This is a genomic window from Microbacterium sp. zg.B48, from assembly GCF_024623505.1.
GTDB lineage: Bacteria > Actinomycetota > Actinomycetes > Actinomycetales > Microbacteriaceae > Microbacterium.
This window is the reverse complement of record NZ_JANJFE010000002.1, coordinates 328,424-350,490: the sequence shown is the minus strand read 5'-3', so window position 1 is coordinate 350,490 and position 22,067 is coordinate 328,424. Positions and strand designations below refer to the sequence as shown.

Annotated in this window: 15 protein-coding genes; 6 read left to right on the top strand and 9 right to left on the bottom strand. The window is 71.8% G+C overall.

Annotated elements, in window-relative coordinates; all coding sequences use genetic code 11:
• Positions 1-11: 11 nt before the first annotated feature.
• From NQ152_RS01705 to NQ152_RS01695, 3 genes are all read right to left on the bottom strand, one after another.
• A complete protein-coding gene (locus tag NQ152_RS01705) occupies positions 12-1,808 on the bottom strand; it encodes a gamma-glutamyltransferase family protein (RefSeq protein ID WP_257522790.1) in 1,797 nt (598 codons plus the stop codon).
• Positions 1,805-3,250: an aminopeptidase P family protein gene (locus tag NQ152_RS01700; protein ID WP_257522789.1), complete on the bottom strand. Its 1,446-nt coding sequence runs from the start codon at positions 3,248-3,250 to the stop codon at positions 1,805-1,807. The genes NQ152_RS01705 and NQ152_RS01700 overlap by 4 nt, the downstream gene beginning before the upstream one ends.
• 91 nt (positions 3,251-3,341) lie before the next feature.
• Positions 3,342-4,361, bottom strand: coding sequence for an endonuclease/exonuclease/phosphatase family protein (locus NQ152_RS01695; RefSeq protein WP_257502433.1), 1,020 nt, complete (start codon positions 4,359-4,361; stop codon positions 3,342-3,344).
• 97 nt (positions 4,362-4,458) lie between these two features.
• Between NQ152_RS01695 and NQ152_RS01690 the strand changes: the two genes are divergently transcribed.
• Positions 4,459-5,322: a PHP domain-containing protein gene (locus NQ152_RS01690; protein WP_257522788.1), complete on the top strand. Its 864-nt coding sequence runs from the start codon at positions 4,459-4,461 to the stop codon at positions 5,320-5,322.
• A 30-nt stretch (positions 5,323-5,352) separates the two neighbouring features.
• Here NQ152_RS01690 and NQ152_RS01685 read toward each other — a convergent pair whose 3' ends face one another.
• Both NQ152_RS01685 and NQ152_RS01680 read right to left on the bottom strand, forming a co-directional pair.
• Positions 5,353-5,766 carry an SHOCT domain-containing protein gene (locus NQ152_RS01685; protein WP_257522787.1) on the bottom strand — a complete coding sequence of 138 codons (414 nt, stop codon included), beginning with the start codon at positions 5,764-5,766 and terminating at the stop codon, positions 5,353-5,355.
• 201 nt (positions 5,767-5,967) lie between these two features.
• Entirely contained in the window at positions 5,968-7,452 is a 1,485-nt protein-coding gene (locus NQ152_RS01680) for a DEAD/DEAH box helicase (RefSeq protein WP_257522786.1), read from the bottom strand.
• A 236-nt stretch (positions 7,453-7,688) separates the two neighbouring features.
• On the opposite strand from NQ152_RS01680, the gene NQ152_RS01675 reads away from it, so the two are divergent.
• Positions 7,689-8,402, top strand: a complete 714-nt coding sequence (locus NQ152_RS01675; protein WP_257502437.1) for a ferritin-like domain-containing protein — start codon at positions 7,689-7,691, stop codon at positions 8,400-8,402.
• Positions 8,403-8,452: 50 nt separating this feature from the next.
• Here the strand turns inward: NQ152_RS01675 and NQ152_RS01670 are convergent, their stop codons facing one another.
• Together NQ152_RS01670 and NQ152_RS01665 are read right to left on the bottom strand one after the other, a co-directional pair.
• The gene (locus NQ152_RS01670) at positions 8,453-8,743 is read right to left on the bottom strand and encodes a hypothetical protein (RefSeq protein ID WP_257502438.1); all 291 of its coding nucleotides are present in this window, start codon (positions 8,741-8,743) and stop codon (positions 8,453-8,455) included.
• 13 nt (positions 8,744-8,756) lie between these two features.
• Complete coding sequence (locus NQ152_RS01665; protein ID WP_257502439.1) at positions 8,757-8,981, bottom strand: DUF3107 domain-containing protein; 225 nt, start codon at positions 8,979-8,981, stop codon at positions 8,757-8,759.
• Between the two features lie 180 nt (positions 8,982-9,161).
• Between NQ152_RS01665 and NQ152_RS01660 the strand changes: the two genes are divergently transcribed.
• Both NQ152_RS01660 and NQ152_RS01655 read left to right on the top strand, forming a co-directional pair.
• Entirely contained in the window at positions 9,162-12,296 is a 3,135-nt protein-coding gene (locus tag NQ152_RS01660; RefSeq protein ID WP_257522785.1) for a UrvD/REP family ATP-dependent DNA helicase, read from the top strand.
• Positions 12,293-15,637: an ATP-dependent DNA helicase gene (locus NQ152_RS01655; protein ID WP_257522784.1), complete on the top strand. Its 3,345-nt coding sequence runs from the start codon at positions 12,293-12,295 to the stop codon at positions 15,635-15,637. Before NQ152_RS01660 ends, NQ152_RS01655 begins: the two co-directional genes overlap by 4 nt.
• A 14-nt stretch (positions 15,638-15,651) precedes the next feature.
• On the opposite strand, the gene NQ152_RS01650 is transcribed toward NQ152_RS01655, so the two are convergent.
• Complete coding sequence (locus tag NQ152_RS01650) at positions 15,652-16,950, bottom strand: aminoglycoside phosphotransferase (protein ID WP_257522783.1); 1,299 nt, start codon at positions 16,948-16,950, stop codon at positions 15,652-15,654.
• Between the two features lie 78 nt (positions 16,951-17,028).
• Here NQ152_RS01650 and nudC point away from each other — a divergent pair, with 78 nt between their 5' ends.
• Entirely contained in the window at positions 17,029-17,943 is a 915-nt protein-coding gene (gene nudC / locus NQ152_RS01645) for an NAD(+) diphosphatase (protein ID WP_257522782.1), read from the top strand.
• A complete protein-coding gene (locus NQ152_RS01640; RefSeq protein ID WP_257522781.1) occupies positions 17,940-19,715 on the top strand; it encodes an ATP-dependent helicase in 1,776 nt (591 codons plus the stop codon). The genes nudC and NQ152_RS01640 overlap by 4 nt, the downstream gene beginning before the upstream one ends.
• Before the next feature lie 780 nt (positions 19,716-20,495).
• Here the strand turns inward: NQ152_RS01640 and NQ152_RS01635 are convergent.
• Complete coding sequence (locus NQ152_RS01635) at positions 20,496-21,956, bottom strand: zinc-dependent metalloprotease (protein ID WP_257522780.1); 1,461 nt, start codon at positions 21,954-21,956, stop codon at positions 20,496-20,498.
• Positions 21,957-22,067 lie beyond the last annotated feature (111 nt).

Genomic DNA, 22,067 nt, shown 5'->3' with positions numbered 1-22,067 from the left:
GCCGGCGCGGCTCAGCGCCCGGCGGCGTAGCCCTGCATGCCCCGGGGGTTCGCCGCCGCCCACACCACGCCGGTCGCGGCATCCCGCCCCACTGCGGACACCCGCCCGAGAGACCAGTCTCCGGCGCGCGTGACCGTGTGTCCGCGGCGTTCCAGGCCCGCGATGACCGGCTCGCCGATGCGGTCCTCCACCACGGCGCCCGCGGGATCCCACCCGCGAGGCCAGAAGGAGTCCACCAGTGCGGTGGTGTGCAGCGACGGCGCGTCAATCGCCTCCTGCGCGGAGTATCCGCCCGCGAGCATGCGCAGCAGCACCGGCACCTGCCATTGCTCCTGCTGGTCGCCGCCGGGCGTTCCGAGCGCCATGATCGGCTGACCCGCCCGCAGCACCAGCGTCGGGGTCAGCGTGGTCCGTGGCCGCGCGCCCGGCCGCAGGGCCGCCGGCGAAGACTCGTCCAGCCAGGTCATCTGCAGACGGGTGCCGAGGCAGAAGCCCAGCTCGGGGATGGTCGGGGATGACTGCAGCCACCCGCCGGAGGGTGTGACGGCGATCATGTTGCCCCAGCGGTCCACGACGTCGATGTGGCACGTGTCCCCACGGGTCTGGCCGGAGCGGTCGATCGTCGGCTCGCCCACGCCGCTGGCTCCCTCCGCGGCGGCCGTCCGCAGCGGCGGACGGAAGGGCTCCCGACCCGGTATGCGCCCTGGGCGCCACTCGTGGGACGCGCTCTGCCCGATCTGCGCGCGGCGGACGCTCGCGTAGTCCTCGGAAAGCAGCACGTCCAGCGGCACATCGCCGTCGCCGTAGTACGCGTCCCGGTCCGCGAGGGCGAGCTTGAGCGCCTCCAGCACGGCGTGCGCGCCCGCCTCTGTGGACGGGTCGGCCTCGGCATGCCCCTCGAGGATCCGCAGCGTCTGCAGCAGCGCCGGTCCCTGCGTCCACGCGCCCGCTTTGGCGATCGTGTGACCGCGGAACGGGATGCTGACCGGTGCTTCATACCCCGCGTCGAACCGGGCGAAGTCGCTCGCCGTGATCACCCCTCGATGATCACGCCCGTCCGAGTGGCGGTGCGGGACCGCGAGGAACGCCGACGCCGCCTGGGCGACGCGCCCGCTCTTCCATTCCCCGCGGGCCGCGTCGATCCGCGCCGCGCGGCCGACCGGGCCCTCATCCCGGATCCCGCGACCGGCCGCCACGAGCGACTCCAGGACGTCGGCGTACGCGGGGTTGCGCACCATGGTCCCCGCCGGGGGAACGCGTCCCTCGGGCAGCCACAGCGCTGCCGATGACGGCCAATGCTCGCGGAACAGCGGTGCGACCCGGCCGATGGTCGCGCTGGCCTGCGCCAGCAGCGGATGACCGTCGCGGGCGTAGCCGATCGCGGCGGAGAGGACATCACCGAGCTCGCACGTCCCGTGGTCCCGCAGCAGCGTGAGCCAGGCGTCCACCGCTCCGGGCACCGCGGCCGCGAGGCCCCCTGCCCCCGGAACCAGGTCCAGTCCCTGCTCGCGGTAGTGCTCGATGCTCGCACCGGCCGGAGCCGGCCCCTGACCCATCAGCACGACGGGCGCGGCCGGGTCGGCGGCGGTCGCGAAGATGCCGACCAGGTCGCCACCCGGCCCGTTCAGATGCGGCTCGACGACATGCAGGACGAAACCCCCGGCGACGACGGCATCGAACGCGTTGCCTCCGCGCTCGAGGACCGCCTGCGCGCTGGCGGTGGCCAGCCAATGGGTGGATGCCGTCATCCCGAACGTGCCCGTCAGCGTCGGGCGGGTGGTGAAGGCCGGCGGCGGGGTGAAGGTCACGGATTCAGGCGATCCACCCAGGCCTGGACCTCGTCGGCGGTGCGGGGGATCGCCGCGGAGAGGCTGACCGGTCCGTCCGGGGTCATGACGATGTCGTCCTCGATGCGCACGCCGATGCCGCGGTACTCCTCGGGTACGGTCAGGTCGTCGATCTGGAAGTACAGTCCCGGCTCGATCGTGAAGACCATCCCCGGCTCGAGCGTGCCGCCCGCGTAGAGTTCCCGGCGCGCCTGTGCGCAGTCGTGCACGTCGATGCCGAGATGATGGCTGGTGCCGTGCACCATGTACCGCCGATGGTGGTGCCCGGTCTCGGGATCCAGCGACTGCGCGGCCGTCACCGGAAGCACCCCCCACTCCTCGAGGCGGTGGGCGATGACGTTCCAGGCCGCGGCGTTCAGGTCGCTGAACTTCGCGCCGGGTCGCGCCGCGGCGAAGGCCGCGTCCGCGGCGTCGAGGACCGCCTCGTACACTCGACGCTGGACCTGGCTGAACCGCCCGCTGACCGGGATCGTGCGCGTGATGTCGGCCGTGTACAGGCTGTCAACCTCGACGCCGGCGTCGACCAGGATCAGGTCGCCGGGTGCCACCTGACCGTCGTTGCGGGTCCAGTGCAGGTAGCACGCGTGCGGGCCGGCGGCGGCGATGGTGTCGTACCCCTCCCAGTTGCCGTCGCTGCGCGCACGCTGATGGAAAACGCCCTCCACGACGCGTTCGCCGCGGGGATGGTCGATGATCCGAGGCAGGTTCGCGACGATGTCGTCGAAGCCGTCCGCGGTGACGTCCACCGCCAGCTGCAGCTGGGCGAGCTCGTAGTCGTCCTTGTGCAGCCGCAGTTCGGAGACGAAGCGAGTGAGGTCGGCATCCTCGTCCAGGACGAGGTCCGTCTCCGTCGGCTGGAACGAGTCGATGTGCGCGGTCGCCACGCCCAGGTCCGAGGCGACTCCCGCCAGCGCGGGCCGCGGCCCGATCCAGAACTCGCCGATCGACGGGTTCGCGTAGAACTCCGGCGTCGCGCGGTCGGCCCGCTCGCGGAAGTACAGCGTGACGTCGTGGCCACGCTCGCCGGTCGGCTCGAAGACGAGCACCGAGTCCGGCACCGAGTCCGCGGCCCAGCCGGTCAGGTGCGAGAAGGCCGAGTGGGCGCGGAACGGGTAATCCGTGTCGTTGCTGCGGACCTGGTACGGACCGGCCGGGATGACCAGCCGTCGGCCCGGGAAGGCCGCAGAGACCGCATCCCGCCGACGGGCGGCGTACGGCGCCTGCTCACGCGCGGGCGGCAGCAGCTCGGGGCGGTCGGCCCACCCGGTCGAGATCGTGTCGAGGAATCCCTGGCCGAATCCCTGCCGCCGGTTCACCGAGCTGTTCGCCGGGATCTCGGTCGGTGCGGCTTCGGGGGCCAGCTCGGTGCTGCCGATCGTGTCGCTGTCGCCTGAGGTGCTCATGGGACAAGTCTCGCACTGCGCACCGCAAAGGCACATGTGTGGAGGGGGCCCGGAGGGTCGGCGGTGCACGCACCGCTCCGAAGCGGGGTTTTCAGTCGACGGGCTCGAACTGCACGATCAAGGGTCGGTGATCGCTTCCGGAGCCGTCCATCGAGGTGAGCACGAGGGACCCGGTCGGCTTCCAATGGCTGGAGGCCATCACGTGGTCGATCGGGGCCCCGAGCATGGCGTTCATCTCGGCCGACCAGGTGCCGATCCCGCCGGTTCCGGTCTCGACGGCGCCGTCGTGGCAGCGGCCCAGTGTCCCGCCGTCGACCCCCAGGTTCGCCATGTGATCGATGGTGGCGTTGAAATCGCCCGCCATGATGACGTTCGCATCCGCGCACTGGTCCGCCAGCCACGTCAGGTCGTCGCGCCAGTGCTGCATGTAGCTCTGACGCGGGGCGACGGCGTGGGCGGCCACCACGATGGGTCCGTCGCCGGTGATCGGCATCGCCACGGCGCTGGGCACCGTCGAGGTGTTGCTCGTGCCGTCCTGCGAGGACTCGATCACCGAGTAATCGCCCAGGTCCGGCGAGATCAGCAGCGTGGTGGATCGTGCATCCCATCCGTCCGTGCCGTACTCGGCGTGGTGCGCCCACATGCGATGGCCGAGATCGCGCATCGCCACCGCGACCTTCTCGCCGGTCTCGATGGTGGTCTCGGGCAGCGTGACGATGTCCGCGTCCATCGCCACGGCGATCTGCGCGACGGTCTCGGGCGCGGTCGCGGCCCCGGCGGTGTTCCACGTCATCACCCGGATGCTGCTTTCCGTCTTGGCGGGGAGCGTCTCGGTCCCGATGCCCCGAGTCGCCACGACGGCCGCGTTCGCGAGCATCGCCACGGCGGCGATCACGGCGATCGCGGACGCGAACGCGCGCAGGGGACGCGCGATCGCGAAGAGAAGCGCAACCACCATCAGGACGGCGAAGGCCACCGCGAGCGGACCGCGGAACGAGATGATCTGCGCGATCGGAAAGACCTGCTCCAGCCGGAAGAACGCCGGCCACGTGAGTACGGCGGCCGCGATCGCGCAGATCACGGTCCCGAAAACCCCCAGCAGGCGAAGCACGCCGCGACTCTATGTCAGCAGTCTGGGAGATCGGTCCGGGGCTTCGGCGCCAGCGTGCGTGGACCGGGCGCCGAGGGCTGCGCGATACGCTCGACGGATGCCGGACACACGTCGTTTCAGGGGGCCGAGCGACCTGCACCTGCATTCGGTGCACTCCGACGGCACCGAATCCGCCGCGCAGGTGATGGCCGCCGCGCACCGGCACGGCCTGCGCACGGCCGCGCTCACGGATCACGACACCACCTCGGGCTGGGCCGAGGCGGCCGAGGCCACGGCATCCCTGGGAATGACGTTCATCCCGGGGATGGAGCTGTCCGCGAGATATCAGTGGCGCAGTGTGCACGTGCTGGCATACCTGGTCGATCCGGACGACCCGAGCCTGCGGGAGATGACCGACCGGATCCGGCGATCGCGGCTGGAGCGGGCGCGGACGATGGCCGACCGGATCGGACGCGACTTCGATCTGCACTGGGACGACATCCTCGCGCAGACCTCGGACGGTGCCACCGTCGGGCGACCGCACATCGCCGACGCCCTGGTCGCGAAGGGTCACGTGCGCGACCGCACCGAGGCGTTCTCCCGGATCCTGAGCCCCTCCGGCGACTACTACGTCGCGCTGTACGCGCCGGATCCGGTGCTGGCCGTGGAACTGGTCGTCGGCGCGGGCGGGGTGCCGATCATCGCGCACCCCGCCGGCCGGGCAGGGCTGCTGCCCATGCCCCTGCTGGAGCGGATGCTGGATGCCGGGCTGGCGGGATTCGAGCTGGGGCACCGCGAGAACCTCGAGGCCGGCATCCGCACCCTGCGTCGCATCTGCCAGAAGCTCGACCTGATCGTGACCGGCTCGAGCGACTACCACGGACTCGGCAAGCCGAACCAGCCCGGCGAGAACACGACCAGCGACGACATGGTGGCACGCATCATCGAGCGGGGCACGGGAACCGACCCGGTCTACCCCTGAGCAGGCGCGAACCCGTGGCGCGGGAGGGGGTCAGCTCAGCGCACGGGATTTGATGTGCTCGAATTCGTCCTGGGTGATCACGCCGGAATCCAGCAGCGTCTTGGCCTTGGCGATCTCCTCCGACGGGCTGGCACCCGCCACCGACCGGATGTACTCGTCCTGCGCGGAGCGCAGCTCCTTCGCCTCAGCGGCGCTGCGCTCGGCCATGCCTCTGCCGCGGGCGATCAGGTAGATCAGCACGGAGAGGATGGGGAAGACGATCAGGAAGATGAACCACAGGGCCTTGGCCCACCCACTGAGCTTGTGGTCGCGGAACAGGTCCGCGATCACGGCGAACAGCGCGAAGAGGTAGGACACGAAGACAAAGGCCATCAGGAACCACCAGATGAGGTCCCAGAACGACCCCCAGAATCCCTGATACTCCACCGCGTCGAGGTATCTCATGGCTGCCCTTTCGTGAGCGACGGTTCCGGCGGGACTCGCCGTGCCGCTCACACTAGCGCGCACCGCTCAGCTCGTCACGGTCCCGGCGGGTGGACCGGGCGCGGCCACGATCGAAACGGCAGATGCGCCGGCGACAGTGTGGATTCGCCTGAATCCTCCTGCTGCCGGCGCATCTGAACGATCAGCTGCGGCTGCCGCGGGTCACGCGCCGGCGACGGGTGCGCCGCCCCGGGATCCGCGACGACGGCGCCGACGGCGCGGCGCCGCGTTGCCGTCGTGGTGCTCCTTGCCGCCGCCGTCATGGGTCCCGGCGCCTTCCGCGGCATCCTGCGAGCCGTGGTCGGCGGGAACCTCGGGAGCGGTCGTCCGCTGCGCCGCGGCCTCGGTGCCGTTTCCGCCGGGCTCGTCGGTGCGGCGACGGCGGCGGCGCGGGGAGCCGTCGCGCTCCGCGGACCGGGCCGGCGCGGCATCCTGCGTCTTGATCGCCTGCGTCCTCGGGGCCGTGGTCAGGCGTCCCTTCGTGCCGGCCGGGATGTTGAGGTCGGCGTACAGGTGCGGGCTGGAGGAGTACGTCTCGATGGGTTCGGGCTGACCGAACTCGAGGGCCCGGTTGATCAGCGCCCACTTGTGCAGGTCGTCCCAGTCCACGAACGTGACCGCGATGCCGGTCTTCCCGGCGCGGCCGGTGCGACCGGCGCGGTGCAGGTAGGTCTTCTCGTCATCCGGAATGGTGTGGTTGATGACGTGGGTGACGTCATCGACGTCGATGCCGCGCGCGGCGACGTCGGTGGCGATCAGCACGTCCTTCTTGCCGGCCTTGAACGCGGCCATGGACCGCTCGCGCGCTTCCTGGCTCATGTCGCCGTGGACCGACGCCGTGTTGAAGCCTCGATCGCCGAGCTCGTCGGAGAGCCGCTGAGCGGCGCGCTTGGTGCGCGTGAACACGACGGTCTTGCCACGGCCTTCGGCCTGGAGGATGCGGGCGATGACCTCGTCCTTGTCCATCGAGTGTGCGCGGTAGACGAGGTGGTTGATGTTGGCCTGGGTGAGCCCCTCATCGGGGTCGGTGGCGCGGATGTGGATCGGGTTCGTCATGAACCGGCGGGCCAGCGCGACGATCGGTCCGGGCATCGTCGCCGAGAACAGCTGCGTGTGCCGGATGGCGGGCACCTTCTGGAAGATCTTCTCGATGTCGGGCAGGAAGCCCAGGTCGAGCATCTTGTCCGCCTCGTCCAGGACGACCTCGGTGGCATGCGACAGATCCAGCAGGCGCTGATTGTTCAGGTCGATCAGGCGTCCGGGGGTACCGACCACGATCTGCGCGCCGGCACGCAGCTGCTCGATCTGCCCCTCGTAGGCCTTGCCGCCGTAGATGGCCACGACGCTGGTCGAGCGGCCGGTGGTGAGCATGTCGATGTCTTCATAGACCTGCACGCACAGTTCGCGCGTGGGGACCACGATCAGCGCCTTGACGCCGTGCTCGGGGTTCAGCCCCAGTCGCTGGACCACGGGGATGCCGAAGCCGAAGGTCTTGCCGGTGCCGGTCTTGGCCTGGCCGATGATGTCCTGGCCGGGCAGGCCGAGGGGGATGGTCTGCTCCTGAATGGGGAAGGCATCGACGATGCCGCGGGCGGCGAGCGTGTCTACGATGTCCTGGTCGACGCCGAGTTCGGCGAAGGTCGTCACGATGTGTGCCTGTCCGGCAGTGAGATGCTGCCTCGTGGGTGCCCTGGCGCTGTGCGATATCGCCGCGCGGGCGGGGTGGGATCCACGCCCTTTCTCTGCCACAGGCGCGGGGAGCCCCGATCCGAAACCGGGGACCCCTCCAGGATAACGGTTCGGGCTGGGAGTGGAGACATCCTCCAGGATGTGGCGGCACCGCCGCCCTCCGCGCCACGACACGCCCCGCCTATGCTGAGGTCGTGGTGAAGTGGTTCTGGCAGCAGCGCCCGCAGGGACGAAAGCTCCAGCTGCGTTCGCGCGGTGACGCGAGCGATGCTCAACGCGTCGACTTCGAGGCGCTCGCGCCCGACATCGACACGTTCCTCGGCCAGGCCGCGTATCTGCAGCTGGGCTTCTTCGAAACCCTGTCGGAGCTGATCGCCTCCACCCCCGAGCTGGCGCAGAAGGAGTCGCTCTCCCGCGCCGCCGGTGCCGCGCTGCGCAAGCACGAGGAGCTGGTCGCGCTGATCCGCGAGCGCGGGGACGACCCCACCAGCCTGATGCTGCCGTTCCGCGAGCCGCTGGACGCCTTCCGCCGCGCGACGCACGGCGTGAGGTCGCAGGAGACCATGCTCTCGGTGCACATCACCGCGGGGATGCTGGACGACTTCTACCTCGCGCTCGCCTCCAGCTACGGCGACACCGGACGCCGCGTGGAGCGGATCCTCCGGGCCGATGACGACCGGGAGGCGATCGTGGACATCATCGGCGCGACGATCGCGAGCGACCCCGAGTGGAGGTCGCTGCTGGCGATGTGGGGGCGTCGCCTGGTCGGCGACACCTTGCTCATCGCGCGCGCGGCCCTGCGGCCGAGCACGCTGCAGGTCGCAGACGAGCGCAAGGTCGAGCCGGTGTTCACCGAGCTGATGGGCGCGCACTCCAAGCGCATGGACGCCATGGGGCTGGCGGCCTAGACCGGCCACCTCCCGCTCCCCTCCGATGGTGCGCGGCTGACCGGGCGCACTCAGCCGATCTTGAGACGGGCCCGCTCCTGGGCATCGTGCGCGGTGCGGGTACGCGCCAGGATCACGAGCGCCGGGTAGACCACGGCGATCGGAGCGAGGAACGCCGACAGCCACAGCCACGGGCTGTCCAGCCCCTGACCGGCCCACGTGAGGATCATCCACAGCAACCCGGACATCAACGCGCCGAGTACCGGGGCCAGGACCACGCCGCGCGTGCCGCGCGCGGGCGCGAGGAAGTGCAGGGCGGCGCCGATCACGGCGCCGATGAGCAGGGCGAGGAGGATCTGCACGGACGGGCTGATGTCAGGCGACGAAGCCCACGCGACGGGACTCTTCGGTACCGAACTCGATGTACGCCAGGCTCGCCGTCGGGACGATGTAGCTGGTGCCCTTCGCATCCGTGAAGCTCACGTGGGTCGCGCCCGCGTCCAGTGCGCTGGTGACGGACTGCTTCACGTCCGCCACGGGCTCGTTGGTCTCGAAGTTGAGCTCACGGCCGGTGTTCGTGATGCCGATGCGGATCTCCACGGAAGTACCTCCTGCGGCGGGATCGAGTCCCGGGGCCTCTGCGCCGGTACGCCCGGCGCGCATGGCAACTCTACGACACCGGTGGAAGGGCCCCGCCCGTCGGCTGCACGCTCTCGGCGAACGCCCGACCGGCGGCCCGGCAGCGGCCGCATGTCCGCACGTGGAGGTACCGTCGAAGCCATGGACTCCGCGGACGGCTCGGGCGTGGCACCCGTGCTCGACGGGCACCAGAGCGCCGTCATCGCGCTGCCGGCCGCGGCATCCGGCGTCGTCGTCGGTGCGCCGGGAAGCGGCAAGACCACCGCGCTGGTGGCACGTGTCGCCGCACTGGTCGCAGCCGGCGCGGACCCGGACGCGCTGGTCGTGCTCACCCCCTCCCGGCAGACGGCCACCGCCCTGCGTGATCGGCTCGCCCTCGCAGTGGGTCGTGCGACATCGGGTCCGATCGCGCGCTCCGTCGCCTCCTTCGCCTACCAGCTCGTGCGTGCGAGCGCAGTCGCGGCGGGTGAGGAGCCCCCGCAGCTGCTCACCGGCGGGGACGAGGACCAGCTGATCCAGGACCTGCTGGAGGGCGATGCGGAGGACGAGCGGGCCGGCGTCGGCCGCTGGCCGGACTGGCTGGGGCGCGAGGTCCGGTCCACCAAGGGTTTCCGCACCGAGGTGCGCACTTTCCTCGCCGAATGCACGACGCTCGGCATCGAGCCCGACCGGCTGCACGCGCTGGGGCAGACCCACTCGATCCCGGCGTGGCAGGCGATGGCATCCTTTTTCGCCGAGTACCTGCAGGTGCGCGCAGACATGCGCGGCGCGCACCGGGATGCCGCCGGGCTCGTGCGTGAGGCGGTGGGAGTGCTGCGCACCGGCGCGCCCGGCGCGGAGGTCATCGAACGCCTCGCAATGATCCTCGTCGACGACGCGCAGGAGCTGACGCTGGGCGGTGTCGAGATGCTCGAGGCATGCCGGCAGCGCGGGATCGCGGTGCTGGCGTTCGGCGACCCGGATGTCGGCTCCGGAGCGTTCCGCGGCGCCACCCCGGAGAACTTCGCGCGCCTGGCGCGCAGTCTCGGCAGCGTCTCGGTGCTGGCTGCCGCGCACCGGGGGACCGGCTGGCAGAACGAGATCGTCCGCCAGGTGACGCAGCGCATCGGGGCGGTCGGTCTGGTCGCGCACCGCGTACGACCCTCCGCCGAGGGGGACGCCGTCGTCTCGGACGGCTCGGTGCGGGCTCTGACGCTGCGCTCGCCCGCCGAGGAGTTCGATGCGATCGCGCGGCTGCTGCGCGAGCGGCACGTCCATGACGGCATCCGGTGGTCCTCCTGCGCCGTGATCGCGCACGACACGAGGCAGGTCGCCGCCCTCGAGGCAGAGCTTGCGGCGCGGGAGGTGCCGACCCGCTCGAGCGGTCCAGGGCGCCCGCTCGGAACCCTGCCACCGGTGCGCGACCTGCTCCGGCTGATCGAACTCGCCGCCCGGGACGAGTGGACGTTCGAGGATGCCGCGGAGGCGCTGCTGAGCACGGGCGGCCGGCTGGACGCGATCGAACTGCGGCGGCTGCGATCGGCGCTGCGCCACGGCGAGCTCGCGGCCGGCGGCGAACGGTCCGGCCGCGAGCTGATCGTGTCGGCGATGCTGCAGCCGCTGGAGTTGGACCTGATCGACACCCGAGAGGCGCGACGGGCAGCCGTCGTGGCGCGGACGCTGGGAGTGCTTCGAGACGAACTGGCTCGCGGCGCCACCGCCCATGAGCTGCTCTGGACCGCGTGGGAGCGCAGCGGCCTGCAGCGCGCGTGGTCCGAGTCGGCCCGCGGGCACGGTCCGCTGGCGGATCAGGCCAACCGGGATCTGGATGCCGTGGTGGCACTGTTCCAGGCGGCGAAGCGCTTCGTCGAACGGTCCCTGGACGCCGACCCGCGGGTGTTCGTCCGCGGCATCCTGGACAGCGACGTCGCCGAAGACCGTCTGGATGCTCCGGCCGGCGGCGAGGCGGTGCGCATCCTCACCCCTGCCGGGGCGCTGGGCACCGAGTTCGACACCGTCGTGGTGGCAGGCGTACAGGACGGCGTCTGGCCGAACACGCGGCTGCGCGGATCGTTACTGGACACCTGGCGGTTGGCGGATGCCGCGACCAGGGCCGACGCGGGGGCCGCCTCCACCCTCGACCGACGACGCGCTGCGATGCACGACGAGCTGCGGCTGCTGGCCCGCGCTCTCTCGCGGGCCACCGATCGGGTGATCGTGACCGCGGTCGATGACGATGACACCGGTCCCAGTGTGTTCTTCGAGTTCCTGCCCGACCCGGAACGGCACGCCGTCGAGCATCCGCTCTCGCTGCGCGGCCTGGTCGCGCAGCACCGGCGTGCCCTGACCGACCCGTCCTCGCGGGCGAGGGGCGGCGAGCGCGCCGCGCGCGCAGCACAGCAGCTCGCGCTGCTGGCCGACGCGCTGGTCCCCGGCTCCGCACCGGGCGAGTGGTTCGGCGTCGCACCGCCCACCTCGACCGGCCCGCTGCGGGATCTGTCCCGCGAGGACGTGCGGGTCTCGCCGTCGCGGCTGCACACGCTCGAGGAATGCGAGCTGAACTGGGTGATCGGAGACCTGGGCGGCGACCCGGGCGGCGCGACCGCCGGGCTGGGCACCATCATCCACGCGGCGCTGGAGCACTCTGCGGGCTCGGACGAGGCCAGTCTGTGGGCCGAGGTCGAATCGCGCTGGGACGAGCTGAGCTTCGAGGCGGAATGGCGCGACCGCGCGGAGCGGACCCGCGCACGGGATCTGGTGCGACGGCTGCACCTGTATCTGCGACGGTTCGAGGACGCCGGCGGTGCGCTGATCGGCGCCGAACCGCACTTCGAGGTCGCGATCCCGCTGGATGACGCCGACGCGTTCGAGCACGGTGCGATCCTCTCCGGCTACATCGACCGGGTCGAGCTCACCCCGGAGGGAACGGTCGTAATCATGGATCTGAAGACCGGCAAGCGAGAACCGCAGACCGATCCCAAGGTCGTGGACAACCCGCAGCTGGGCGCGTACCAGCTTGCTTTCGAGTCCGGGGCCATCCCTGCCGCCGCCGGTCTGCCGGCCGGGGGAGCCAAGCTGCTGGTGCTGCGGCCGACGGCGTCGCGAGCGGACTACGCCACCCCGTGGCAGCCGCCGTTCGACGACGAACGCCGCGAGCTGTTCCTGGACCGGGTCCGGTCGGCGGTGGCGGTGATGCGGGGCACCACGTTCGCGGCACCGTACGAGGACCACTGCCGGGACGAGTTCTCGTACGGACTGTGCCGGATCCACACGATCGGCGCGGTGAGCGCATCGTGACGGCATCGCTTTCGGTGGCCACGCTCTCGGCGGAGGTCATCGCCGCAGCGCTGGGCCAGTTCCCCCCGACCGGCGAGCAGACCGAGGTGATCGAGGCGCCGCTGGAGCCCGCGCTCGTGGTCGCCGGGGCCGGAAGCGGCAAGACCGAGACCATGGCCGCCCGGGTGGTCTGGCTCGTGGCGAACCGGATCGTGCGCCGTGACGAGGTGTTGGGGCTGACCTTCACCCGCAAGGCCGCCGGCGAACTCGCGGAGCGGATCCAGCGCCGTCTGCAGCGGCTGGCCGAGTTCGAGCGCCGCGGACTTCTCGCTGCGCTTCCCGTCCTGCACGCCGAAGGCCGCCTGGACGTGTTCGGCGAGCTGGAACGCGGCGGCGGCGACGGCGTGAAGGCATCCTCGGCCCGCGCGGCGGCGATGGACGCGCTGGCTGCCGAGGTCGGCGCGGTCGGCGAGGCCCCCGACGACGACGCGCTCCTGCACCGTCCGACGGTCGCGACCTACAACAGCTTCGCCGATCAGATCGTCCGCGAGCACGCCGTCCGGATCGGCCGCGACCCGGAGGCGGTCATCCTCTCGGAGTCGGCGGCCTGGCTGCTCATGCGCCGGGTGGTCTTCGGCTCCGACGACCCGCGACTGGAGACCCGCGGCGAGGCGGTACGCAGCATCGTCGATGCGGCGTTGCGGATCGCACGGGACGGTGTCGACAACCTCGTCTCGTTCGAAGAGCTCGCCGCGTTCCCGGAGCGATTCGATGACGTGCTCGAGCGGCCCTCGGTCCGCAAAGGCACGGTCGTCTACAGCGATGTCGCCGACGCCGCGGAGAAGGTCGGCGCCCTCGGCCTGCTCGCGGACCTGGCCCGCGCCTACGCCGCCGAGAAGCGCCGGATCGGCGTGCTGGATTTCTCCGACCAGGTCGCCGGAGCACTGGAAGTGGTCCGCACGCACCCGGTCGTGGCCGAAGAGCTCCGGGAGCGCTTCCGCGTGGTCCTGCTGGACGAGTACCAGGACACCTCCGTCGTGCAGACCGACCTGCTGGCCGAGCTGTTCGCAGGTACCGCCGTGATGGCGGTCGGTGACCCGAACCAGGCCATCTACGGGTGGCGCGGTGCCAGCGCCGGGAACCTGGGCGGCTTCGCCGGGTCGTTCTCGCCGGGGCGGGAGTGCGCACAGTTCTCGCTGCTGACGAGCTGGCGCAACAGCGCCGGCGTGCTGAGCGCCGCGAACGCGGTGCTCGCGCCGCTGGCCACTCGCGCCGCCGTCGTCGTGGAGGAGCTGCGCGCGCGTCCCGGCGCCCCGGCCGGTGCCGTCGACCTGGTCTTCGAAGCCGACCTGGACACCGAGGCGGACCGCGTCGCGGCGTGGTTCGCGCGGGTGCGGGACGAGCGCGCCGCGGCCGGCAGATCGAGCACCGGCGCGGTCCTTTTCCGCAGCAAGAAGCACATGGTGCGTTTCGGCGACGCCCTGGGCCGCCGCGGCATCCCGCATCGCATCCTGGGACTGGGCGGACTGCTGTCCACACCGGAAGTCGTCGACGTGGTGTGCGCCCTGCGCGTGCTGAGCGATCCTGCCGCCGGCTCCGCGTTGATCCGCCTGCTGGCCGGGCCGCGCTGGGCGATCGGGCTTCCCGACCTTCGTGAGCTCGCCGCGCTGGCCCGGCGCATCGCGCGGCACGACGCGGCGCTGCAGCCGCTGGCACCCGAGGTCGTGGAACGCGTCCGCGGCAGCGCCGGGGACGACGAGGGCTCGCTGGTGGACGCGCTCGATTTCGTGCTGCGTCACAGGGCCGATCACGGCTGGCTGAACGCATTCACTCCCGAGGCCAGGGAGCGGCTGCGCGAGGCGGGCGCGGTCTTCGCGGGCCTGCGCAGGGCGGTGGGGATGCCGATGCCCGACCTCGTGCGCCTGATCGAGCTGGAGCTGCGCCTGGATGTGGAACTGGCTGCGAACGAGTCGCGCGGACCGGCTCGGATCGCCTCGGCGCAGCTGCGCGCGTTCGTCGACGAGCTGCACGCGTTCCTGGCCGCCGACGAGTCGGGGTCGATCTCGAGTCTGCTGGCCTGGCTGGACCACGCGGAGCAGCTGGACGAGTTCGCGCCGCGGACCGAGCCGCCCGAGGACGATGTCGTGCAGCTGCTCACGATCCACGGCTCGAAGGGGCTGGAGTGGGATGCGGTGGCGGTGGTGCGTCTGGTCAAGGACGAGCTGCCGAGTGCGCCGCGGGACACGAAGGGGTGGCTCGGCTTCGGGGTCCTGCCGTACTCCTTCCGCGGCGATGCGCGGTGGCTGCCGGCGCTGCAGTGGGAACGGGACGCGGCACCGACGCAGCAGGACCTGAAGGCCGCGTTCGAGTCGTTCGTGGCGGCCAACCGCGCCCGACAGCTCGAGGAGGATCGCCGGCTGGCGTATGTCGCGGTCACCCGCGCCCGCGATCACCTGCTGCTGACCGGCGCGAGCTGGTCAGGGACCAAGCGGCCGCGCGAGCGCAGCGTGTTCCTGAACGAGATCGCGGCGGCGCTGCGCGTCGAACTGCCCGACGACGTCCCCGGCGAGAACCCGTACCTGGGTGAGCGACGCATGCTGCAGTGGCCGATCGACCCGCTGGGTGCACGGCGCGAGGTCGTCGAACGAGCGGCGGCGGCGGTCGAGGCGGCGATCGCCCGCCCTCGGGTCGCACCCGATCGCGACGTCGCGCTGCTGCTCGCGGAACGCGACGAGCGACAGCGTCCCCCCACCGAGAGTGCGCCGACACGCATCGCCGCGTCGCGCTACAAGGAGTTCGTGTCCGACTACGCCGGCACCGTCGGACGGATCGCGCGACCGCTGCCGGAGCGACCGTTCCGTCAGACCCGGCTGGGGACCCTCTTCCACGCCTGGGTCGAGCAGCGCTCGGGTCGCGTCGGCACGGCCGGGTCACTCGATGACGCTCTGTGGGAACTGGACGAGGACGCACCGGATACGACCGCCTCCGCCGAGGATGCCGCCGTGCTCGCCACGCTGCAGGCGAACTTCGCCACGTCCGAATGGGGAGCGCTGAGCCCGATCGAAGTCGAGACGGAGATCGATTTCACCGTCACGGACGAGCCGGGGCTCGGCCTGGACGCACGACCGCATGTCATCATCTGCAAGCTGGATGCCGTCTACCGGCGCAGCGACCGGGGCGGGCGGATCGAGATCGTGGACTGGAAGACCGGCGCGCCGCCGCGGACCGACGCGGAGCGCGACGAGCGGATGCTGCAGCTGCAGCTGTATCGGCACGCCTACCACGCGATGCACGGTGTGCCTCTGGAGGAGATCGACGTGGCGCTGTACTACGTCGCTGCGGACCTGGTGCTGCGCGGCTGAGGCGCCCGCCCCGGTCAGTCCGAGAGCCACCGCCGCAGTGCCGCGTCGGAGGAGCGCTCCGCGTCCGCCTGCGCGTCGCCGGTCTCGGCGCCGGTCGTGCCGTTCGCCTGCGCGGCGGGCTGAGGCCGTTGCGCCCACATCGAGATGTCGACCGGCGCCGTGGAGACATCGTCGTGCGGTCTGCGCTGCGCGTTCGCGGGTGCAGCGTCAGCGTCCTCGCCTGGGCCGTCTCCGGCGATGTCGTCCTCGTCGGCGGAGAGCCACAGGGCCAACTCCTCCGGGTCGTATGCGTCCGTGTGCATCGAGGTGTCCACGGGAGTGGACTGGGCGTCGGGCACCCGGTCCAGAAGTGCGATCGCGTCATCGACGCCGAGCGCGGCATCCGGGACGATGTTATCGTCGCGCACGCCGGCAGCCAGCGACTCCAGGAGTGCGACCGCATCCTCCCGGATGTCCTCGCGCCCGGCTTCGGCTCCGTGCACCAGCCACTTGGCGAACTCGAGTTCGGCGTACAGCCGCGCCCGCTCACGCACCAGGGCGTCCGGCGCGCGCCCACTGTGGGAGACGTAGGCCAGGTAGACGTCCTCTGCGGCGGCGGGGGCGGAGGCCAGCCACTGCAGGTCCGTGGCCGGGTCACCCACCGACAGGCCGTGCCACTCGAGCACGCCGGTCACGACGGGCACGGCATCCTCATCCTCGAAGAGGAAGGATGCGGCACCGGCCCCGCCGAGCACGACCGCGGACTCGAAGCGCCACAGTTCGTCGGTCTGGACGGCGCGGCGCCAGCGTTCGAGCAGCCGGTGGGGTGCCGATCGCGTCGACTCGACACGATCCAGCAGACGTGACACGTCCTCGCGCACCTGGGCGGGGGTGCGGAACGGGAGGCCCTCGGTGCGGACGATCGACAGCGGCAGGGCATGCAGTGCGGCCAGCGCCTCGCCGATCGAGCTGGCGGCGCCGCGGCCGGGGGGCAGGTGAGCGGCATCGACGCGGTAGCCGGGCAGGAAGTCCACGACCACCGCGCGGGCATCGCCCAGCCCGGTCTCGCCGAGCAGCTCCGGTGCGCGGAACGGGAGGAGCCCGCGCACGCCGGGGGTCAGGGCACGCAGGGCGCGTGCTTCGGCGGCGAGCTCGGGCGCGGCCTCGGCATCCACCGGAGCGCGCACCACGACGCGGCGCCCGTCGTCCAGTTCGGCGAGCGCGGAGTCGTAGCGTCCGGCTGCGCCCTCGGTGAGGATGCCGACCCCTACGACGCCGACCCGGGGCAGAGCCGAGGTGACCGACGCGGCTAGAGTGAGGGGTGAGCGTGCCATGTGCCCAGGGTAGGTCCGGGTGCGCTCTTGCGCCCCCGCGCCACGCCCGGCTTGTCGACCAGCGGCAGAGAGGTCTCGATGACTGCCCCCGACAGCACACGCTCCGCCCCGCTGGCACGCCCCGGATTCGATCGCGCGGCGCACGAGCGGGCGGACCCCGATCTGCTGGAATCGGCGCGCCTGGACGATGCGACTCGTGTGCTGGTGCTGAACGGCGACACCGCGCCGCTGGCCGCGCCGGGCTCGCTGCACTGGGTCGCCCCCCCAGCGGTCCCCTCCGGTGCGGAGTGGGCGTTCCTGGGTCGGACCGCCACCGGGGCGGCGGCGCTGGTGGCCGTCTTCGCCCGCGGCGAAGAGGATCTTCTTGCGGCGCCGGCCGGCTGGGCGCCGCTGCGCGTGGTCGGCGGCTCGTTGACGGCCTCGGATGCCGGTGCCTTCGTCGAAGCGCTGAGCCTGGGCCGCTGGCTGTTGGAGGCTCCGTTCTGCCCGGCGTGCGGTGCGCGGACGCAGACGCGCAGCAGCGGCTGGTCGAGGCACTGCCCCTCATGCGGACGCGAGCACTTCCCTCGGACGGACCCGGCGGTGATCGTGGCGGTGACCAGCGCGACCCACCCGGACCGCCTCCTGCTCGGCTCGAACGCGCTGTGGGCGCAGAACCGGTTCTCGTGCTTCGCCGGTTTCGTCGAGGCGGGGGAGTCGCTCGAGTCGGCCGTGGTACGGGAGGTGCGGGAAGAGGCGGGAGTGGACCTGGTCGACGTGCAGTACCGCAGCTCGCAGGCCTGGCCCTACCCGCGTTCACTCATGCTGGGGTTCCTCGCGGTCGCCGCCGACGACGCCGCCGCCGAAGCGGACGGCGAGGAGATCCTTGCGGTGCGCTGGTTCGAGCGCGCAGAGATCGGCGCAAGCCTGCGGGGCGAGGGCGACCTGATCCTGCCCGGGTCCGCCTCGATCGCCCATCAGCTGATCAGCGAGTGGCACGCGAGCGCGCCGTGACCGATCCCGCACTCTCCGGTCTGGATGACCACCAGCTCGAGGCGGTCACCACCCTCCGCGGGCCAGTGGTCGTGCTCGCCGGCGCCGGCACCGGCAAGACGCGGGTGATCACGCATCGGATCGCGCACGGAGTGGACACCGGGGCGTATTCGCCTGGCCGGGTGATGGCGGTGACCTTCACGGCGAAGGCGGCGGGGGAGATGCGCGGACGGCTGCGTGCGCTGGGCGTGGAGGGCGTGTCGGCGCGGACCTTCCACGCCGCCGCACTGGCGCAGCTGAACTTCTTCTGGCCCACCGTCGCGCGGGACACGGCCCCCGGCATCGTGGACAACAAAGTGCGCCTGCTGGCACACGCCGCCGACGGCATGGGGATCTCGCCGGATGTCGCGACACTGCGCGACGTGGCGAGCGAGATCGAGTGGCGCAAGGTGACGATGCGCAGCATCGATCAGTACGCCGCCGCGCGCCCGAACGGGGTGGGCAGGCTGGAGGTCGGCCGGGTGGTCGAGCTGCAGCGTGCCTACGAGAAGGTGAAGGACCAGCGCCGCCAGCTCGACTTCGAGGACGTGCTGCTGGCCTGCGCGGGGATGCTGGAGGCCGAGCCGCACGTCGCGGCATCCGTGCACGAGCAGTATCGCCATTTCACGGTCGACGAGTTCCAGGACGTCTCGCCCCTGCAGTACCGCCTGCTCGAGCTGTGGCGGGGCGATCGTCGCGACATCTGCGTGGTCGGCGACGCCAGCCAGACGATCTACTCGTTCGCCGGCGCCGACGCGCGATACCTGCTCGATTTCGCGGATGCGCACGAGGACGCGCGCGTCGTGCGCCTGGAGCGGAACTACCGATCGGATTCGGCCATCCTCGCGGTCGCGAACGAACTCATGCGTGGCCGGCCGGGAGCGCTGGAGCTCACGGCGGCCGCAACCGGCACCGCGGACGCCGAGCCGCGGGAGACCCCGATGGTCACGGCGTACGAGGACGACGTCGCTGAGGCCGCAGGGGTGGCGGCGCAGGTCGCCGCGCGGATCGCGGCGGGCGTCGATCCCCGCCGCATCGCGATCCTCTACCGGGCGCACTCCCAGTCGGCCGAGCTGGTGCGCGCCCTCGCGCGCCACGAGATCGCCACGAGCGTCCTGGGCGGTCGGAGATTCTTCGACATGCCGGAAGTGCGCCAGGCCGTCATGGCGCTGCGGGGTGCCTCGGTCGCGCCGTTGGAGGCCGACTTCGTGGACGCCGTGCGTGATGTGCTGCGCTCGCTGGGTCTGACCAACGAACCGCCGCAGGCGGGGGGCGCGCTGCGCGATGCGTGGGAGGCGCGCGCGGCGCTGCTGCGCCTGGCGGAGGAGTCGCCTCCGGGGACGACCCTGCGCGGATTCACCGATGAACTGCAGGCACGGGCCAAGGCCCAGCACGAACCCGGGATGCGCACGGTCACGCTGGCGACGCTGCACGCGGCCAAGGGACTGGAATGGGACCACGTCCATCTGCTCGGCTTCGCGGAAGGGCTGCTTCCGATCAGCTACGCCACCACCTTCGAGCAGGTCGACGAGGAGCGCCGGCTGGCGTACGTGGGCATCACGCGGGCCGGGCGAACGCTGTCGCTGTCCTGGTCGAGGGGAACGCGGGAACGGCAGCCGTCGCGGTTCCTCCGAGAGATCGGCAGCGGCACGCTGCGTGCGGGCGGTGCACGCGCATCGACCGGTGCAGCGAGTTCTCGCGCAAGGTCAGCGAGCGGCAGCGGATCCGCTGCGGGCTCCGCTCGGCCGCGCTGATCAGCCGAGCCGTGAGCAGGGCCGCCTCCACGGCCAGCGCGTCCGCCACCTCCGGCGGGCGCCGTCCGAGCAGCTGGGCGGCCAGGTGCGGCCACGCCGGATCCGCGTCCCGGCGGTGCGCTGCGATGCACGCCAGGCACGCGGTGCGTCCCGGGACGATGAACGGCCCGATCTCGGCACCGGAGCCGGAGAACACGAGCGGCACGTGCGGGACGTCCGCGCCCATGAGCGCGGCCGTCCGGCGCGGCTCGACCAGGTGATGCGCGAGCACGACGACGACGGCATCGGCCGGCACGGCTTCGTCGGGGGCGCCGAACCAGGTCATCCGCGTCACGTGGACCCCGGCGGATTCCAGCGCGCCCACCACGGCGTCCGCCATGCCGCCCCCTCCGTCCTGCGGTGCCTGCACGACGACACGACGACCCGGCGACGCGGGTGCGAGCAGCGCCCGTCCGATGCTCCGCACGAACCCGGCAGCAGCGCCCTCGGGGGCGCCGAATGCGACGGCGACGGGATCCAGCACGGCCTCGGGGATGCCCCGCTCCAGCTCTCGGACCAGCCGCTGCTGCCAAGGTTCGGGGTCTTCGATCACCGTCACCGCATCCAGGCCGAACTGCAGCGTGGTCGGGGTGCGCCACAGCGGAGGAAGGCCCGGATCCAGTTGCAGCATGCCCCGATTCTGGACCGTGCTCCACGAGCGGCCGCGTTGTCCACAGGTCCGCTCGGCGAAACCCGGTCACGCCGGCGCTGGGGAGGAGCCGGTGGCGCCCCGGTGCCCGGTCAGACCGGGCGCGGGTCGTCCGGTCCGGCCGGGCCGTCCTCGTCGGAGGCCGCGGAATCCGCGTCCGAAGCATCCGCCCCGGAATCATCGGCTGCCCCGCCCTCGGTGGGCGCTTGGCCGATGTCCTCGCCGGCCAGCAGCTTCGCCAGCGCGTCATCCATCTCGTCCGGAGCCGGCTCCTCGCCCCGCGCCCGCGCCTCCAGCCGCGCCACCAGACCGGCGGGATCGTCGATGTCCTCCGCCGTCGGCATGTGGTCGGGGTAGTCCCACAGCGAATCCCGGCCCGCGACACCCACGGCATCCGTCACCGCCCGCCACATCGCCGCAGCCTCTCGCATTCGCCGCGGGCGCAGCTCCAGGCCGACCAGCGAACTGAGCGCCTGCTCGGCCGGCCCGCCGACCGCCCGGCGGCGGCGGACCGCCTCGGCGATCCGGTCGGCGGAGGGGAGACGCGCGGTCGCGGCGTCGGTGACCACATCCACCCAGCCCTCGATCGTGGCGAGGAGGTTCTCCAGGCGCGTCAGCGCCGCGTTCTGCGCCTCGGAGCGCGTGGGCAGCAGCGCGCCGCTCTCCAGGGCGCGCCGCAGCTCCTCCGGCTCGGACGGGTTGAACCGCGAGGCGAGCTCCTCCAGCGCGTCGGTGTCGACGTGGATGCCGCGGGCGAAGTCGGTGATCTGCGAGATGACATGCAGCCGCAGCCAGCGGGCGTGGCGGAACAGGCGGGCGTGAGCCAGTTCGCGCGTGGCGATGTACAGCGCCAGCTGGTCGTCCGGGATCTCCAGATCGCGGCCGAAGTCGGCGAAGTTCTGAGGCAGGATCACCGCATCGCCGTCGGGCATGAGCGGGATGCCGACGTCGCCGCCGCTGACGACCTCCTTGGACAGGTTGCCCACGACCTGACCCAGCTGCGAGGCGAACAGCGATCCACCGACGGTGCGCATGAGGCGGCCCGCGCCTTGGATGAGGCCCTGCATCTCCTCGGGAGCCTGATCGCGCAGCGCCGCGGTGAGAGCGTCGGCGATGCTCGTGGCGACCGGCTCAGCCAGCTCCTGCCACACCGGAAGCGTCGCCTCCACCCACCCGCCGCGCGTCAACGACCGGGGCGGGGTGGCCAGCTCCGAGATGGTGGTGGCCTCGCTCAACCACAGCGCGGCCAGTGCGAAGGCCTGGTCCAGGTCGGTTCGCTGACCGTCCGTGACGACCAGGCCGTCCTGGTTGGCGATGTGCAGCGCCTGCCGCTTTGCGAGATCCCACGAGATCCCCTCATCGCCGCCACCGGAGAAGGCACCCTGAAGGTGCCGCATCACCGTCTGCATCATCGCGGGGTCGATTCCCATGCCCGACAGCCGCGCAAGCTGCTCCGGATCGACCTGTCCGCCCGCGCCGCCGAACAGCTGCCGGATCAGCTCTTGGAACTGCTCCTCCGGGGTCTGGTCGTCCTCGGGATTGGAGTCTGGCACTTCAGCCGCCTTTCAGCCGGGTCATGAACTCGCGCTCTACGCTAGTCGCACGGATCATCGCACCACCCGGCACGGACCTTTCCGCCCTTACGCCGGTCGCGAACGACCAGG

Bases quoted from the DNA above. Each gene is read 5' to 3' on its own strand.
- NQ152_RS01650 (WP_257522783.1), bottom strand. From the start codon at position 16,950: ATGGCACGCTCACCCCTCACTCTAGCCGCGTCGGTCACCTCGGCTCTG.
- NQ152_RS01700 (WP_257522789.1), bottom strand. From the start codon at position 3,250: ATGAGCACCTCAGGCGACAGCGACACGATCGGCAGCACCGAGCTGGCC.
- NQ152_RS01690 (WP_257522788.1), top strand. From the start codon at position 4,459: ATGCCGGACACACGTCGTTTCAGGGGGCCGAGCGACCTGCACCTGCAT.
- NQ152_RS01685 (WP_257522787.1), bottom strand. From the start codon at position 5,766: ATGAGATACCTCGACGCGGTGGAGTATCAGGGATTCTGGGGGTCGTTC.
- nudC (WP_257522782.1), top strand. From the start codon at position 17,029: ATGACTGCCCCCGACAGCACACGCTCCGCCCCGCTGGCACGCCCCGGA.
- NQ152_RS01660 (WP_257522785.1), top strand. From the start codon at position 9,162: ATGGACTCCGCGGACGGCTCGGGCGTGGCACCCGTGCTCGACGGGCAC.